At 58.2% G+C, this 16,054-nt stretch carries 15 protein-coding genes; 7 read left to right on the top strand and 8 right to left on the bottom strand.

All coding sequences use genetic code 11. The annotated features are described in order from the left end of the window. Positions 1–59 precede the first annotated feature (59 nt). Complete coding sequence (locus G512_RS0100360) at positions 60–485, top strand: MarR family winged helix-turn-helix transcriptional regulator (RefSeq protein WP_028479976.1); 426 nt, start codon at positions 60–62, stop codon at positions 483–485. Positions 486–501: 16 nt separating this feature from the next. Here the strand turns inward: G512_RS0100360 and G512_RS19495 are convergent, their stop codons facing one another. Beyond that, positions 502–1,785, bottom strand: coding sequence for an adenylate/guanylate cyclase domain-containing protein (locus G512_RS19495; protein WP_036487873.1), 1,284 nt, complete (start codon positions 1,783–1,785; stop codon positions 502–504). 95 nt (positions 1,786–1,880) lie between these two features. Then, positions 1,881–3,002, bottom strand: a complete 1,122-nt coding sequence (locus G512_RS0100350) for an AAA family ATPase (RefSeq protein ID WP_036488076.1) — start codon at positions 3,000–3,002, stop codon at positions 1,881–1,883. A gap of 201 nt (positions 3,003–3,203) precedes the next feature. On the opposite strand from G512_RS0100350, the gene fumC reads away from it, so the two are divergent. The 3 genes from fumC to G512_RS0100330 all read left to right on the top strand — a co-directional run bounded on the left by fumC (position 3,204) and on the right by G512_RS0100330 (position 6,616). Then, complete coding sequence (fumC, locus tag G512_RS0100345; RefSeq protein WP_028479974.1) at positions 3,204–4,613, top strand: class II fumarate hydratase; 1,410 nt, start codon at positions 3,204–3,206, stop codon at positions 4,611–4,613. A 935-nt stretch (positions 4,614–5,548) separates the two neighbouring features. Then, positions 5,549–6,067: a helix-turn-helix domain-containing protein gene (locus G512_RS19490; RefSeq protein WP_051268664.1), complete on the top strand. Its 519-nt coding sequence runs from the start codon at positions 5,549–5,551 to the stop codon at positions 6,065–6,067. Positions 6,068–6,091: 24 nt separating this feature from the next. Continuing rightward, a complete protein-coding gene (locus tag G512_RS0100330) occupies positions 6,092–6,616 on the top strand; it encodes a hypothetical protein (protein ID WP_028479972.1) in 525 nt (174 codons plus the stop codon). Positions 6,617–6,673: 57 nt separating this feature from the next. Here G512_RS0100330 and G512_RS0100325 read toward each other — a convergent pair whose 3' ends face one another. The 6 genes from G512_RS0100325 to G512_RS0100300 all read right to left on the bottom strand — a co-directional run bounded on the left by G512_RS0100325 (position 6,674) and on the right by G512_RS0100300 (position 10,944). Next, positions 6,674–7,702 (bottom strand): Tim44 domain-containing protein, encoded by a 1,029-nt coding sequence (locus G512_RS0100325; protein WP_028479971.1) that lies wholly within the window; start codon positions 7,700–7,702, stop codon positions 6,674–6,676. A 77-nt stretch (positions 7,703–7,779) separates the two neighbouring features. Continuing rightward, complete coding sequence (locus G512_RS0100320; RefSeq protein ID WP_028479970.1) at positions 7,780–8,205, bottom strand: DUF1284 domain-containing protein; 426 nt, start codon at positions 8,203–8,205, stop codon at positions 7,780–7,782. Further along, positions 8,198–9,424, bottom strand: a complete 1,227-nt coding sequence (locus G512_RS0100315) for a CCA tRNA nucleotidyltransferase (RefSeq protein WP_028479969.1) — start codon at positions 9,422–9,424, stop codon at positions 8,198–8,200. Before G512_RS0100315 ends, G512_RS0100320 begins: the two co-directional genes overlap by 8 nt. Beyond that, positions 9,417–9,689 (bottom strand): DUF6111 family protein, encoded by a 273-nt coding sequence (locus G512_RS0100310; RefSeq protein WP_028479968.1) that lies wholly within the window; start codon positions 9,687–9,689, stop codon positions 9,417–9,419. The genes G512_RS0100315 and G512_RS0100310 overlap by 8 nt, the downstream gene beginning before the upstream one ends. Then, complete coding sequence (locus tag G512_RS0100305; RefSeq protein ID WP_228130455.1) at positions 9,689–10,354, bottom strand: CoA pyrophosphatase; 666 nt, start codon at positions 10,352–10,354, stop codon at positions 9,689–9,691. The genes G512_RS0100310 and G512_RS0100305 overlap by 1 nt, the downstream gene beginning before the upstream one ends. Positions 10,355–10,368: 14 nt before the next feature. After that, entirely contained in the window at positions 10,369–10,944 is a 576-nt protein-coding gene (locus G512_RS0100300) for a DUF1285 domain-containing protein (protein WP_028479966.1), read from the bottom strand. Positions 10,945–11,279: 335 nt separating this feature from the next. Here G512_RS0100300 and G512_RS0100295 point away from each other — a divergent pair, with 335 nt between their 5' ends. From G512_RS0100295 to G512_RS0100285, 3 genes are read left to right on the top strand one after another with little or no spacing between them, the layout of a single operon-like run. Beyond that, positions 11,280–12,293 (top strand): AAA family ATPase, encoded by a 1,014-nt coding sequence (locus tag G512_RS0100295; protein ID WP_028479965.1) that lies wholly within the window; start codon positions 11,280–11,282, stop codon positions 12,291–12,293. A 29-nt stretch (positions 12,294–12,322) separates the two neighbouring features. Then, positions 12,323–13,234: a DUF58 domain-containing protein gene (locus G512_RS19485; protein ID WP_051268661.1), complete on the top strand. Its 912-nt coding sequence runs from the start codon at positions 12,323–12,325 to the stop codon at positions 13,232–13,234. Beyond that, positions 13,231–16,044 carry a DUF4159 domain-containing protein gene (locus tag G512_RS0100285; RefSeq protein WP_028479964.1) on the top strand — a complete coding sequence of 938 codons (2,814 nt, stop codon included), beginning with the start codon at positions 13,231–13,233 and terminating at the stop codon, positions 16,042–16,044. The genes G512_RS19485 and G512_RS0100285 overlap by 4 nt, the downstream gene beginning before the upstream one ends. The last annotated feature ends 10 nt before the right edge of the window (positions 16,045–16,054 follow it).

The raw sequence follows: 16,054 nt of genomic DNA, 5'->3' as shown, positions 1-16,054 counted from the left end.
AAGACCAAACGCCAAACACCGCTTCCTCCGAGGACGAAAAAGCTGGGCCATTTCAGGGCATTCGCCTGGACAGTCACCTGTGCTTTGCGATTTACAAGGCCAACCATGCCTTCAACCGGTTTTACAAGCCGCTCATGAAAGAGCTGGGCTTGACCTACCCTCAATACATCACCGTTTTGGCTCTGCTGGAAAAAGATGATCAACGGGTCAGTGAACTTGGTGAGATACTGTTTCTAGAATCCAACACACTGACGCCGCTATTGAAGCGTCTTGAGGAGATGGGCATGGTGCGGCGCAAGCGCTCGGTTGATGATGAGCGCCAAGTCATCGTCAGCTTGACCGACAAGGGACGGTCACTGGCTCAAGGGATATGCGAGGTGCAACGTTGCGCGGTAGACCACCTGGACATGAGCGTTGCCGACTTGGAGAGACTGGCCAAAGATCTCGCTGCAGTTCAGAAGATGCTCCAAAAACCAGTTTCCTAGACGCCTTGCAACCATTTCAGGCTTGGCTGGGTGTTGTGTAGAGCGCCAGCGGTGCTCTGACACCCTTCACTTCCTGCGTGCCCAACGGCGTCAACATGTGTGGCAAGGACCGGGCGACTGGCTCCGTGATCAACAGCGGGTGGCCCAAGGTTTTGGTCAGGCCTTCCACGCGCGAAGCGACATTGACGGCTTGCCCTGTCACGGTAAAATCCAGTCGTTGCGGGGCGCCAACATTTCCGAAAAACACTTCACCACGATGCAAGGCGATGCCCGTCCGCAAGGGACGCCAACCCGAAATGCCAGAGAGTTCGGCGGGGTCCGAGTTCAGCTTGTCGAGCCGCGCCAGCGCGTCCGTAGCGGCAGCCACGGCAGCTTGGGCTGCTTCATGCTCTGTGGTGTCCGAGTTGAAAGGAAAGACCGCCAGCAGGCCATCGCCGATGTATTTCAGAACCTCTCCGCCATGGTCGATCACCGCTCCGGCGAGGCATTCAAAATATCGGTTCAACACGGCCAGCATTTCGTCGTTCGCCAGCTTGTCGGAAAGGTCGGTTGAGCCGCGCATGTCCGAGGCCCAGACAATTGCCTCGATAGGCTCACCTGACCCCCGTTTGATGTTGCCTGCCAGCACTTTTTCACCGGCTGCTTCGCCAAGATACGTTGCCATCACGTTCTGGGCGATGCGCTTGATGGCATGACGGCCCACGTGTAATGCGAATACATCCAGAAGGTCGCGCAGTGTGGCATATTGGTGTTCAGAGAACCCATCGGCATGGCAGGTTGCCAACGTTACCGTATGGTGGAGGTTGCCGCCGGTCTGCATGGGAAGGGCCGCGTATTCGGTATACCCCTCAGTACGCAACTCCTTCAAAAGCGGGCTGAGGCACTCTTCGGGGACGCTGGGCAGAAACTGGCGAATTTCCTCGCCGTGTTCGATCACACGGTAGATCGGGTTCTTGCGATAGGAATCCGTTGTCAGCGCGGCTTCTTCCACCTTGAACTCGTCGCAGTACCCCTCAAGCCCGTTCCACATCCATCCGTAGGCGAACAGTTGTGGGTGCAAGGTGCCAATATGCAAGGTGGCACGGTGCACAGGATGGCCCGCGGTTACCAGTCGCCCCATGAAGGCCGCGAACAGATCAAGCAGGTCCTGCTCGTAATGTGCTCCCTGCAGCAGCCATGTTTTCACGCCAGCTTCAGACAGTTCGGCAGGCTGAGCTGGCTCGATCCACAGCCGGCGCTGCAGATGCACTCCAGCCGGATAGGTGTAAGAGGCGCGGATATCCCGTTTCAGCTCGGTCATTCGTGTACTTTCGGACAAAAGCAGGTGAGTGGAACACTTCCGTTTATCTAGGTGTTCCCCTTGAGGAAACAATCTGGGGCCGGTCAAATTCCACCTCAGGTTTCGCCGATAAATTCTCCGGTGACCTTCAAGCCATCAATCTGTGTCTGGCCCTCGTCCTTGTAAATGCGGCGAGGATAGGCGCCTGCATGGTCAATCAGATGTTCGGCCAATGCTTCTGAGTGAGTGACGATCCAGATTTGTGACCGGTTTGCAGCCTGTGCGATGACCTTAGCCAGCGGCTCCAAAAGGTCCGGGTGGAGGCTCGTTTCCGGCTCGTTCAAGGCCACGAACGCCGGCAGGCGATAGGACAACAACCCGCCCAAAAGCGCCAGATACTGAAGTGTGCCATCCGATAACTCTCGTGCCGGAAATGGCCGATGGATCTCTGGCGTCTCAAGAGAAAAGCGGCAGTCTTGGCCATTGGCTTCAATCTGCAACCGACTTCCCGGAAAGGCGTCAGCTACTGCCTCATGCAGGGGGTGCACATCCTGTCGGATCTCCTTGAGAGTGGCGAACACGGCGGCAAGGTCACAGCCATCGGAGGACAGGGTCGGCGTTGTTACATTGGCGCTGGGGCGGCGGAGCGGGCTGTCCTTGTCCGTGCGAAAGCTGTGGTAGAACCGCCACTCCGAGAGCGTGTGACGGACAACATCCAGCTCGGGGAACCGGGCACCGTCGCGAATGTGCGCCAATGCGGTTTCGGAACTGAGCAATTCATTGTCGTAGGTGACCCGCTCTCCATCAGCGGTGCGCAAAAACACGCTGGGCCCCTTGCGTTGCATGAGGCATACCGGTCGGCGTCCGGTCAAAAGGTTCAGTTCCTCTTCCTTTACCATGGTCTCCAATGGCAGGGCGGGATCGGAAATAGGGTTCGGCAGCCCCAGCGTAATCTTGTAGGACAGATCTCCCAGATCGGCACGCAGTCGGATCTGGGCCTTGTCATGAACCTTGCGGCCCCCGGCCCACATCACGCTCTCCACGCCGCCATCTTCGGAAACGGCGCGGGTAATTCGGCCCAGCGCTGCTTGCTGGAGCAACTCCAGAGACTTGTAAAGATTGGTCTTTCCCGTGCCGTTCTTACCGATAAAAACATTGAGCGCACCAACCCGCATGAACAGGCTGCGAACAGAGCGGTAGTTCTCGATACCGATGGCGGAAACTGGTGGCAGGCCCATGAATGTGGTCCGGTCTTGGGAAAGGATCATCCGAGCATACAAGGCGTTGACGGTGACGCAAGGCCCGGCATGTCTTCCCTGAACAGCAATGGCAGGCAGATGTACATTGATTGCACGTGCGTCCATGCCTACCTGACTGGATAGGTCATCAACCGCTTGCCCGTTAGACAAGGGGAAGCGCGGGTGTGAAAGGAGGTCGTAATGAACAAGCTATCGTCCCTGGGTGCAACTCGGCAAGAAACAGACAGTTTCGGCCCGCTTGAAGTTCCCGAAGACAAGTATTGGGGTGCGCAGACGGCTCGTTCTCTGATCAACTTTCCCATCGGCAAGGAGAAAATGCCGGTGCCGCTGGTGCATGCCCTTGGTGTTGTCAAGCTGGCGGCTGCCACGGTCAATGAAGCAGAGGGGCGCCTTGACCCTGAACTGGCCGGCGCCATCAAGCAGGCTGCTCAAGAGGTTGCAGCAGGGCGGTGGGACGACCACTTTCCCTTGTCCGTTTGGCAGACAGGGTCCGGCACGCAGTCCAACATGAACGCCAATGAAGTGATCGCCAATCGGGCCATCGAGATCCTGGGCGGCGAGTTGGGCAGCAAGGATCCGGTCCATCCAAATGACCACGTCAACATGGGCCAGTCGTCCAACGATACATTCCCCACGGCCATGCACATCGCCGCGGCCGTTGAGATCAAGACCAAGCTCTTGCCCTCACTGCGCCACCTTGAAGAGGCGCTTCAGGCCAAGGTTGATGCGTTTGAGGATATCGTCAAAATTGGCCGAACCCACACGCAGGATGCTACGCCGTTGACATTGGGACAGGAGTTTTCAGGTTATGTGGCCCAGCTTCGTCTGTCGCGCGAACGTCTCGAACAGTCGTTGGTGGGCCTGTACCGCTTGGCGCAAGGGGGAACCGCGGTGGGCACGGGCCTCAATTCAACCCCCGGCTTTGCAGAGGCTTTTGCAGCTCAAGTTGCCGAAACGACGGGGCTGCCCTTCGTGACGGCGGAGAACAAGTTCGAGGCGCTGGCGACCCATGATGCCCTCGTGTTTGCGCATGGTGCGCTGAATACGCTTGCGGTTTCCCTGATGAAAATCGCCAATGACATTCGTTTCCTCGGGTCTGGCCCACGGTCTGGCCTTGGTGAGTTGAGCCTGCCGGAAAACGAGCCGGGCTCTTCGATCATGCCGGGCAAGGTGAACCCTACACAGGTGGAGGCATTGACCATGGTTTGCGCCAAGGTCATGGGCAATGAAACCACTGTATCGGTGGCCGGCGCGACAGGCCACTTCGAGCTTAACGTGTTCAAGCCGGTCATTGCGGAAAGCGTGTTGCAGTCCATCCAGTTGATGAGTGATGCTATGGCCAGCTTCACAGACAGGTGTGTGGTCGGCATCAAGGCCAACAAGGACCGCATCGAGGAGTTGGTGGAACGGTCACTGATGTTGGTAACGGCACTCGCTCCAAAAATCGGCTATGACAAGGCGACTGAGATCGCCAAGGCGGCGCACAAGAACCACACCACTTTGCGTGAAGAAGCGCTGCGCCTGGAGTATGTGACGGAAGAGGAGTTCGATCTCATCGTCCGGCCCGAGCTGATGGTCAAACCGCGCTAGTCGCTTGCGGCCATCAACCTGGTCGCACCCCTCGGAGGTCATCCCGGACAAGCGCAGCGCAGATCCGGGATCCAACAGCAAAAGGAAAAAGCCACTCTGTCATGCCGGACATCGATCCGGCATCCAGAGCTACAAATTGCGGCGGATGGTAAGGGTACTCTGACTGGACCCCGGCTCAGGGCCGGGGTGACGCAAGAGGGTCAGATTTCTCGCGCTAACACCAGCAGCTGTGGGGGAAGATCCACCGTAGGAATGAGCGGTGTGCATCTTACAGCCGCCTGCACTCCTGGTTCCAGTTGACTGGATCCCGCGTCAAGCGCGGGATGACGGTGGTAGGTTGAGGCCACGCCACCTGGTCTCTCGGAGGTTGGATGGTAACGTGGCGCGGCAATGGTTTGCACCGCAGTTTCATCGGTCGCTTGCGGCCATCAACCCGGTCACACCCCTCGGAGGTCATCCCGGACAAGCGCAGCGCAGATCCGGGATCCAACAGGCACTACGGCGTGCTGTGGTGTTCAAGGTTGATGCAAAGTGTTTCCCCGCGGCTCTGGATCCCGCGTCAAGCGCGGGATGACGGCCTGCAATGAAGCACGAGGCTGTAAGCGAGTGAAACCCTTGCGACTATCCTACCCAGCATTGTCATACCGGCCCCCGAGCCGGTATCCAGCATGACAAGCGCTCCCCTCCAACCACTGTCATGCCGGACATCGATCCGGCATCCAGAGCTACAAATTGCGGCGGATGGTAAGGGCATTCCCCAGCGCGGGACTGGGGTGACGATGGCAGGGTCAGGTTCTTCACCTCAGATGCACTACCTTATAATCCGCAGGTTTGCGTTGTATGTCACCGCAGTGACAGGTTAGTGTCGTGCTTGTGTCGTGGTCTTTGTGGCAAGAAACCGGCATGGATAGGTGAGTTCGAGAGGGCAACGCACAATGAAGGTCAAACAGCTTCGTATTGAAAAAGGTTTCTCGCAGGAGCAACTCGCCACCATGGCAGGCGTCAGCACCCGCACCTTGCAGCGCATTGAGCGCGGCGCCAATGCGAGCCCGGAAACCCTGAAATGCCTCGCGTCAGCTCTCGAGACCGATTTTTCCGAGTTAAGGGAGACCCTACCCATGCCTGCACACACACCAAATCCCCCTGCTGTCGCAGCCCAAAACCCGACAACACAACTCACACCAGATATGATGGAAGCAGTGGATGCCTACGAGGCATCAAAGGACCGGCTCGAAACCATTCGCTCTTTTCCCGGACACTTGACGAAGTACGCTGTCGTCATGGGCCTGCTGGCGCTTGTGAACATCATCACGAGCCCTGACGTGCTTTGGGTCATATGGCCCGCGCTGGGATGGGGCATTGCGGTTGCCAGTCACGGGTGGGATGCCCACAAGGCGCAGCAACAGGAATACCGCTCCGCATTACACCCAACTCATCACGGCCAGTCTCATTAAAGTGACGGGAAAACAGGTTTCAAAATGCTACTTCAAATCGTCACGGGTGCCCCGGTGTGGGTATGGCCTCTGCTTGCCTTGTTGATCTGGGCCGGACTGCGGTCAACAAGGCCTCGGCAAACCCGCATCGCCACATTCCTTCTCCTGCCGCTCATTGGCATCATGTCCGCCAATTCCATCGCTTCGCTTGCCAATCCGGTTCTTGCGTGGACGGGCTTTGCTGTATTTTACATCTTCGGCATGCTCAGCGGCTTTCATTGGCAAAGAAAGTGGCTTCGAGGAACAGATGGCGCTTATGTCCAGTTGGCGGGTGAATGGCTCACACTGGCAATGATGATGGCCGTATTCTGGGCCAATTTTGCGCGAGGCGTCGCTCTGGCCATTGAACCGGCCCTTGCATCAGCACCGGTCTTCATTGGCGTTTATGCTGGCCTAGTCAGCTTCGCATCCGGCACCTTTACGGGGCGGGCGATACGTGTCGTGCTTTATGCGCACCAGAACAAGCAATCCATGCCAGCGCCCCGTTCGTGCCGTCAGACCTCGACATGAAACGAATGTCCCGCCAACCGGCGGGACACTGTCACTTTCATTGAAAAAGAAGGCCGATCAACCTTGTTGAATGGCCGAAAGTTTCCATGGCTCACCTGTCTGGCGAACAAAGGTCCAGAGCTCTGTCCGCTCTTCCGGCTCATCCGGGTTCCCTTCAACCACCTTGTTGGTTGCGCGTTCACGGGTCACATCAATGGATGAATAGCGCATGGCCACTGTCGCATATTCGTCAGCCCCCTCGCGCCAAGCCTCACTCAGGTCACCCTGCAACAACTTGATATCGCGCACTTCGTTAATGAGACCATTCGAGGCTGCTTGCCCCAGCTCCTCCGCGAAATATCCCATGATCTCTGGCGTGGTAAGCTCGCGGATCGCGCCATAATCCTCTGCGCCGTAGGCTGTCCATACCCGCGTCAGCATGTCTTCAAACCTGTCGAAGTCGTCAGCCGTCAGCCCGATTTCATCATCCGCAGGTGTAGCGGATGCCGTCGGGTGATCATCGTGAACGGGTCGTGCTCCCGCATTGGGCACGGAGCTGCCTCCAGCGCGCGCGCCACCGGCGTCGTTGAACTCAAAATTCTGAGTGGGATGCGGCGCATAGCCACTTCCTGCGCCAGCCGCCTGTGGCTGTTGCCGCGATCTCAGGAAACGCATCAACAACATGACGCCGCCAGCCAACAGCAGCAGCTGGAAGATCAAACCAAGAAAGCCTGCAAAGCCGCCCATACCGTGGCCAAGCAGCATGCCGATCAGGCCGCCAAGCATCAAGCCGCCCAACATGGAGCCCATGAACCCACCGCCAAACAAGCCGCGGCGCTGCTGCATGGCACCGGCCTGCTGGGTTCGTGTTTGCTGCGAACCTACACCTTGCTGCTGCGTGCCTTGCTGACGCGGTGTCATGGACCGCTCCAACGGTTGGGTTTTTGGTGCTGTCTGGGTCGTCTTCGGCGCGCTGAACGTGCGCGAGCCGCGGCTGCCAAAGCTGAAGCCGCGCTTGGCCTCGGCAAACTCAGCCGTCACGAACACGACCGCGACGGCCATGATGAGAAGCGTCAAGACGCGCCGTGATTTGAGAATGAAACGCATGGAGATCCCACAATTGTCGAAGAAACATGTTTCGCTTGGATATAGTCAGCGCGGCGTCAAATAAAAGGCTCGTGTCCCTATTTTCCAAAAAGCCGCACCCCGGAAAAGCCCGAGGCGGCAATCTCCGCGCACAGGGTTTGCCACTCACACCCTTCACAGGCGGCTTTCATCTGACCTGCGCTGTAACCGGCTCGCAACCGCTCGATATCGTCAGCACTCAACGTAAACGCGGCTTCACGTGGCAAGGGTCGCCCGAGCGCCGCTTCCACAGCCTGCAGCGCCGCTGCATCGCGTTCCTTTACGCTGTCGTCATGACAATGAGCACAGGGGTCTGATTTCAAAAGCCCGGCGCATATGGCATCCGGCCCTGCAACCACCTTGACCGGCTCTCCCGCGTTCATCCGTTGCATCAAGCCTTCGTAATTGCGGGTAAAGGCGGCGGTGTAGCCCTTGCCCACAAACGTCAACATGCACAACAGGTGATGGCCGCGTAGCTCAATCATCTGACGGCTCCGTGCCCGCTTCCCCCGCAGCCAGAAGTTCGGCAAGCAGCGCCTGCTTGGTCTTTGTGTAGTCGGAGGCCTTCCAGCTCTTCTTGGCCGCCTCCAAAAGAGTGCCGATCTGCGGTCCGGGCACAACACCAGCCTTGACCAGATCCTTGCCGGTGACGGGCAACTCCGGCACGGTCCACGACGTCACGAAGGACCACGGCGCGCGCACCTCCTCTACTGCCGACACATCCAAGGCAGACAGCAAGATACCATCACCAACTGCAGGGGCGGATAAGTCATAGGCAAGCGACTTCAGATGCGCCTGCCCAAAGCCGTGGGCTGCCAAAGCACGCCGGGCCTGATGGGCTGCGTGCTCACGCTTGCAAAACATCCCTGAAAAACGCAAATGAACGCACGATCTTTCATCTTTGAGCGCAATCAAACGCAGGTCCTTGTCCCCGTTCAAGCCCAGCGCCTGTTCTGCACTTATCACCGCCTGCACGCGGTCCAGTTCAACCGGTTCGCCGGCTGCAGGGGTCAGAACTCCTGCGCTTTGCATAAGTTCCAGCACCTCGGCCGCCCTTGGTGCTTCAACCAGTCGAGCCAGTTCTTTCGTCACACGCTCTGCCGACAGGTCGGTGATGCCGTCACGCTCGGCGGTACAAGCCGCCAGCGCGACCGGATCCGGCTCGCCATGCCCATAGGTCGCAAAGAAACGAAAGTAGCGCAGGATACGCAGGTAGTCTTCCCGAATACGCTGGGTTGCATCTCCGATGAAACGGACCTGCCGGGTGAGGCAATCATTGACCCCTCCCAGCGGATCAAACAATTCTCCGTTGCGATCAACGTACAGCGCATTCATCGTGAAATCGCGCCGGGACGCATCCTTGGCCCAATCCCGCCCAAAGCGGACAACTGCATGACGACCAAACGTCTCCACGTCTTCCCGCAGGGTCGTCACTTCGAACGGTATCCCCTCACAGACAAGCGTAACCGTGCCATGCTCAACGCCGGTGGGCACAGCTTTCAGACCAGCCTTTTCCGCGCGCTCCATGGTGGTTTCAGGCAAGGCCGTGCAGGCAATATCTACATCCTCAACCGGTTCACCCAAAAGCGCATTTCGCACCGGCCCACCCACAACGCGAGCCCGGTCTCCGTCTTGCTCCAGCACATCAAACACACGCTGGATCGCGCCTGTTTGCAGCCAGTCGCTTGTTTTCAACTCAGCCATTCGGCTCTTCATATCCCCCTGGGACGAACACCCCATCGATTATCTGGGCAGGGCGATACTGCGAGCCTTGAGGGGCATAACCCACCGATGCCATGATGATGAAACTGGCCGCTACCAGCGCCAGACCGGAAATTGCCAGCCAAGCAATCGGTCCATCGCGGAACTTCTTGTCTGTCTGCGCCTTTTTTCCCAGATACAGCCAGATGGCGTAACCGATAAAAGGAACGAGAAACAGCAAGCCATGGGTAATCAGAATTCGAAGCATCAGGCATACACCGTGTTGTAAAGGCAGCGTAAAATCCCTGCGGTGACCCCCCAGATATAGTGGTCCTCATAGGGCATTGCGTAAAAAAAGCGTTTCTTTCCAGCGATTTCGCGGGACTGCGTCAAATGGTTTGCCGGATTCATGAGAAATGAGAGCGGCACCTCGAACACGTGTTCCACTTCTGCCGGATTGGGCTGAAGGGCAATCTCGGCCGGGGCCGTGGCCAGTACCGGAACCACCCGATACCCGGAGCCGGTCAGGTACGATCCCAACTCACCGATCGGCGTAACCAGGGCCGGATCCAGCCCGACTTCCTCATGAGCCTCTCGCAACGCGGCAGCCACCGGATCGATATCCTCCTCGTCTATCTTGCCGCCCGGTAGCGCAACTTGCCCGGCATGGGCACGCAAGTGAGCAGTGCGCTGGGTTAGCACGATACGCGCGTCGGGGCCTCGGTTCACAGCGAGGATAAGAACGGCCGCATCCCGCAATTTGTGAGGATGCTCAGCGCAGTAGCTGAACTCGGGATTTAACAAATGGTCTCCGCCCACCACAGCGCGCAGCACGTCCATCCGCTGTTGCACACGCATTTGGAAGGCATCCGCCGAATAAAGATCAGACGTTTCACCCAACGGGTACGGGTGCATCACGTTCAAGGTGCTCAAACCGGGTTATCCTCTCATTGTTCGGCTGGGAAAAACTCCCCGTTGCTTTCTATTCCCAGCACACAAACGCCGTCGATTTTTCTCTCAACCATGTGGTCGGCCAGCTCGTAAAGCAAAGGTCGCGCGAGCAAAGCTTCCAACCGCCCTCTGACATGGATGTAAGGCTTCAACCCGCCCGTGTCACTTTCCGTTTCAAAACGGACCGGGTGATCCGGGCCTGCAACCACAACATCCCCCGTGTTGGTGCGGAACGTGAAAACCGACCCGGCATCGCCTTCTCCCGGCTGGAAGTCCATCTCGACCGCCACGAACGGCGCATCGTCCACTGTCAGTCCAATCTTCTCTACCGGTGTTACCAGATAGTATTTTCCATCCTCTTCCCGTTTCAATACGCTGGCGAACAAATCAACCAGCGCCTGCCGGGCAATGGGCGTCCCCATGTAAAACCACTGACCATCGCTGGCGATCCGCATATCCAGATCACCGCAAAACGGCGGATCCCAGCGATCAATGGGAGGCAGTGACTTCCCATCTCCGCCTGCACGATCAATCAGGGCTTGCAATCCGGCTGGCAATTGCGATGTTGTCATCTCAGGCCCCTCCTCCAAAGGCTGTTCCCATGATAAACCTCAGGAAACACAAATACAGTGCGCGCCCACCCGTCTTAGGTCGAATAGGCGGCTTCACAAGATCTATGCATTCTTGCGTAAACTGCAATTGTCCACCCTGACAGTTAAACGCTGGTAGTGGCAAAACGCCGCTGCGTTCTCAGAATGTTAAGTCAACCTGAGGAACATGTAAAAGATGCCGCAATTTTGACATCTCTGTGAAATTGCATGGAACAATTCCTGTTTGAACCCTGTATTATGATGGTTAGAACCGGCGATAGACCGATCAGCCAGCCCCCAAGCTTCGTGGAGCATGCATGAACACCAATCCCCCCGGCGTCTCACAGGATCCTGAAGAAATCATCAAGGCTTCCGAACAGGCCGTGACCACAATCACCAAGGCGCGTGAGGAAGTTGCCCGCGTCATCTTTGGTCAGGAAAGCGTGGTGGAGCGGTCCCTCATCACCATCTTGTCAGGCGGCCATGGTTTGCTGGTTGGCGTGCCGGGCCTGGCCAAGACGAAACTGGTCGACACACTGGGAACCGTTTTGGGTTTGGATGCACGACGCATTCAGTTCACCCCTGACCTGATGCCCTCGGATATTCTCGGGTCGGAGGTCATGGAGGAGAGTCCCGATGGCACTCGCTCCTTCCGCTTCTTGCAAGGCCCTGTTTTTTCTCAGCTTCTTATGGCCGACGAAATCAACCGCGCCAGCCCCCGCACGCAGTCGGCACTTCTGCAGTCCATGCAGGAGTATCACGTCACCATTGCAGGGCATCGGCACGACCTGCCGCGCCCCTTCCATGTGCTGGCCACTCAAAATCCGCTTGAACAGGAAGGCACCTACCCGCTGCCTGAAGCCCAGCTCGATCGCTTCCTAATGCAGATCGATGTCCACTACCCCGATCTGGATGCCGAGCGTCGCATTCTGCTGGAAACCACAGGGGCTGATGAAGCCGCCGCTGCCCGCATTCTGGAAGCCGCAGACCTGATGGACATACAAGCGCTGGTGCGAAAGATCCCAGTGGGTGAAACCGTCGTAGAAGCCATATTGCGGCTGGTGCGCGCGGCCCGTCCGGACCAGATGGAGGCAGACAATGCCCTTGCGGACCTGATCGCATGGGGCCCCGGCCCACGTGCAAGTCAGGCATTGATGTTGACTGTTCGAGCCCGTGCGCTGCTTGATGGCCGTCTGGCCCCAAGTATCGAAGATGTTCGCGCATTGGCGGAACCGGTCTTGCAACACCGCATGGCGTTGACATTCGCCGCGCGCGCTGATGGCCAAACGGTGCCCGGTGTGATCCGCAGCATCGTTGAAAAGCAGTTGTAGCGCATTACGGCGGCAAACGGAGTAAAACAATGGCCTCGACAGACGACACCACCGCGCTCAACACGATGGCTGTATCCGTCAAGGCACGTGCGCTCTCGGAGAGCTTGCCGGACCTTTTGGTTGAGGCTCGACGTCTTGCTCAGACAGTCACTGCGGGCTGGCATGGCCGAAAGCGCGCTGGCCCCGGTGAGACATTCTGGCAATTCCGACCCTTTCACACCGGCGAGCCGGTCAAGCGTATCGACTGGCGCCGCTCTGCCCGTGACACGCATCTCTATGTTCGTGAGCGGGAATGGGAAGCCGCACACACGCTGTGGCTTTGGGCAGACCTTTCCGAGTCAATGCAGTTCCGCTCCAGACTCAGCGCAACCACAAAACAGCATCGCGCGTTGCTATTGCAATTGACGTTGGCCAATCTGCTCGGTGACGCGGGCGAGCGTGTCGGCGTCCCTGACGTTGTTGCGCCCACCGCCAGTCGCAATTTGGCGGAGAAAATAGCCACAGCCCTGCTTCACCACAAGGTGCAAACTGCCTATCCTTCGGCTCAAAACATTCGAAGGTTCTCGGATGTTCTTGTATTTTCTGACTTTCTGGACCCGCCAGACGTAACTGTAGAATGGATCCGCAAAGTGGCCGCCACAGGAGCCAAGGGTCATCTCGTCCATATTCTGGACCCCATCGAAGAAACCTTCCCGTTCAACGGCCGTATGGAATTTCGTGATCCCGAAACTGGCAGCAAGCTTCTGGCGGGACGTGCCGAGGAGTGGCGACGCTCCTATCAGGACATACTGGCGGAACACAAACACACCATTCGCTCCGCGGCGCGCAGTGCTGGCTGGTCCTACATAGAACATCATACGGACCACTCCCCGAATGAACCCTTGCTGTTTTTGCATGCGCGCCTTGGCGATGATGCACGGGCGTTTGGAGGTAGCGCATGAGTGGACTTTTCGCGTCACTCGCTTTCGCAACCCCTTGGGTCCTGGCGGCACTTGCCTTGCTGCCAGCGATTTGGTGGCTGCTCAGACTAACCCCGCCGCGGCCGGAGCAAACCACGTTTCCGCCGTTGCGGCTGCTGCTGTCGATCACTAAACAGGAAGAGACCCCCAACAACAGCCCATGGTGGCTGACCTTGCTGCGGCTGCTTCTGATTGCTGCTCTCATCGTTGCACTGGCAGGCCCGACGTGGAATCCACTCACACGCTCCACCACGACCACCGGCCCACTATGGCTGGTCATCGACAATGGCTGGGATGCTGCAGCCGGATGGTCCCAACAGCAGGATCTCGCACTGAAACTGCTGGATGAAGCCGTTGAAAACGGCCGACCCGTTCTGGTTCTTGCCAGCGCAGACGGTCCGCGCCAAACACCCGCCCTGACAGGGGCCCCGGAAGCACGAGAACACGTGCGCGCCCTCGCACCGCGCAGCTGGCCCAATGATCGCGCCCAATTGGCTCCTTTGATGCAAACCGCTGCCAGCGATACGCCGCCGACAACCCTGATCTGGCTTCCCTCCTCACTGCAAACTGCTGAGGATAAAATTTTTTTTCAGGCGCTGGCGACTTATGAAGATACAACCACCATCGAGATTTTCACGCCTGATGCACAGGTCTACGGACTTAAAAACCTGCGCAACAATGCCCAATCGATGCGCCTTGATGTAACGCGGATGAACGCCGAAGAGCCAGAGAGCCCAGAGGTCCTGGCCGTTGATGGACAGGGCCGAACCATTGCACGACAACGCATAACTCTCGCCAGCGGCGAAAAAACCGGCACTGCCAGGCTGGACCTGCCAGCCGATCTACGTAATGACATCGCGCGCCTCACACTCACTGGCCACCGTGCCAGCGGCACCACTTTTTTGGCGGATGAACGTTGGAAGCGACGCAAGGTTGGCATTCTGACCGATAGCCTGGCCCAAGAAACCCAGCCCCTTCTTTCGGCACGATACTATCTCAACCGTGCCCTCGCCCCCTTTGCAGACCTCCCCTCCACACGCTCGACGGACCTCAGGGAAGCGATCACGGACTTGATCGACAAGGGGGTTACCGTGATGGTTCTGGCAAATATCGGCACGCTGCCCGCTTCGGCTGAAGACCAGTTGAACAGGTGGGTCGAGAATGGCGGAACACTGGTGCGTTTTGCCGGCCCGAACATGGCAGGAGAAAGCGATACGTTAATTCCAGTGCGCCTGCGCGGCGGTGACCGGACGTTGGGCGGCAGCCTCTCATGGAAGCAACCACAGCCTATTGGCGAGTTTGCTGCGGAAGGTCCGTTCCGCGCCTTGACAGTGCCTACCGATGTTACCGTCCAACGACAGGTTCTGGCCCAACCCTCAGCCGAGCTGCCAAACAAGACCTGGGCCTCTTTGCAGGATGGGACACCCCTCGTCACGGCAGATGTGCGCGGACAAGGTCAGATCGTGCTATTCCATGTGACCGCAGATACAACCTGGTCCAACCTGCCGCTCTCCGGTGCCTTTGTCCAAATGCTTCAGGCCATTACCACCAACGCGGCCGCTCGCACCAACGCTCAGACGGACAGTGAGCCGAGCGAGACAAGCTCGACCATGCTGCCGCCCTATCGTGTTCTTGATGGCACTGGGCAACTCACCACCCCGCCGCCTGAAGCCTTGCCGTTGAATGAAACCGAGTTGGCCAGCCTTTCGCCCAGTTGGCAGCATCAACCGGGCCTCTATGGCACGGAGAGCGCTTTTACAGCCTTCAACTTGCTCAAGGCGGAAGACGAAGTGGTGGGCCTCGACCTGCCGCAGGAACTTCAGTCTGCTGCACGCGCTTATCCGGAAAGTGAACCAGTTGATCTGCGCGCGCCGCTTTGGGCACTGGTGCTGAGCCTTGCGCTTTTGGACTCTGTCATCCGCATCGTCCTTTCAGGCGCGCTGCAGCGGCGGTTGGTCCAACCCGTTCTTGTTGCCACACTTGGCGTTTCCGTGGCGCTGGCATTTGCGCCAACGCCCAGCCACGCACAGGAGACGGCCGCAGACATATTCGCCCTTGACGCCACACTGGACACTCGCCTCGCCTATGTGCGCACCGGAGATGCTGAGGTTGATGAGATCAGCCGGGCGGGCCTCTTTGGTTTAACCCGCGTCCTGACAGCCCGCACTGCGCTTGAACCCGAGGCTCCCGTGGGCGTGGACCTGGAAACGGACGAGTTGGCGTTCTTCCCCTTTCTGTACTGGCCGATCACCGCTGACATGCCGGAACCAAGTGAAGCAGCAATTGCCCGCCTCGACGCATACATGCGAAATGGAGGCACTGTGTTGATCGATACTCGAGACCAACTCACCGCTGGCTCAGGTGGCTTTAGCGGCACGCCAGAACGGACCAAGTTGCGGACCATGCTGGAAAGCATTGATGTACCGCCATTGGAACCGGTGCCGTCAGATCATGTGCTTACCAAAACCTTTTACATCCTCAACGAGTTTCCCGGTCGATACGCAGGCAGCCCGCTGTGGGTGCAGGCCTTGCCAGCTGCAACGGCACAAGGACGCCGCCCTGTGCGCGTAAGTGATGGCGTCTCCCCCATCTTGATCACCGCCAATGACATGGCCGCGGCTTGGGCGATCGATTCCAACGGCACGTACCTTTATCCGACAGTCCCACCCAACCCCTCACAGCGGGAAATGGCCTTTCGTGTTGGCGTGAACATCCTCATGTACGTGATGACTGGAAACTACAAATCCGATCAGGTGCATATTCCCGCCCTGCTTGAGCGCCTCGGTCAGTAAAGGGAGAAGA

Source organism: Pseudovibrio exalbescens DSM 16456 (assembly GCF_000422785.1).
Lineage (GTDB): Bacteria > Pseudomonadota > Alphaproteobacteria > Rhizobiales > Stappiaceae > Pseudovibrio > Pseudovibrio exalbescens.
The sequence above is the reverse complement of the archived record's forward strand: the minus strand, read 5'-3'. Positions and strand labels throughout refer to the sequence as shown.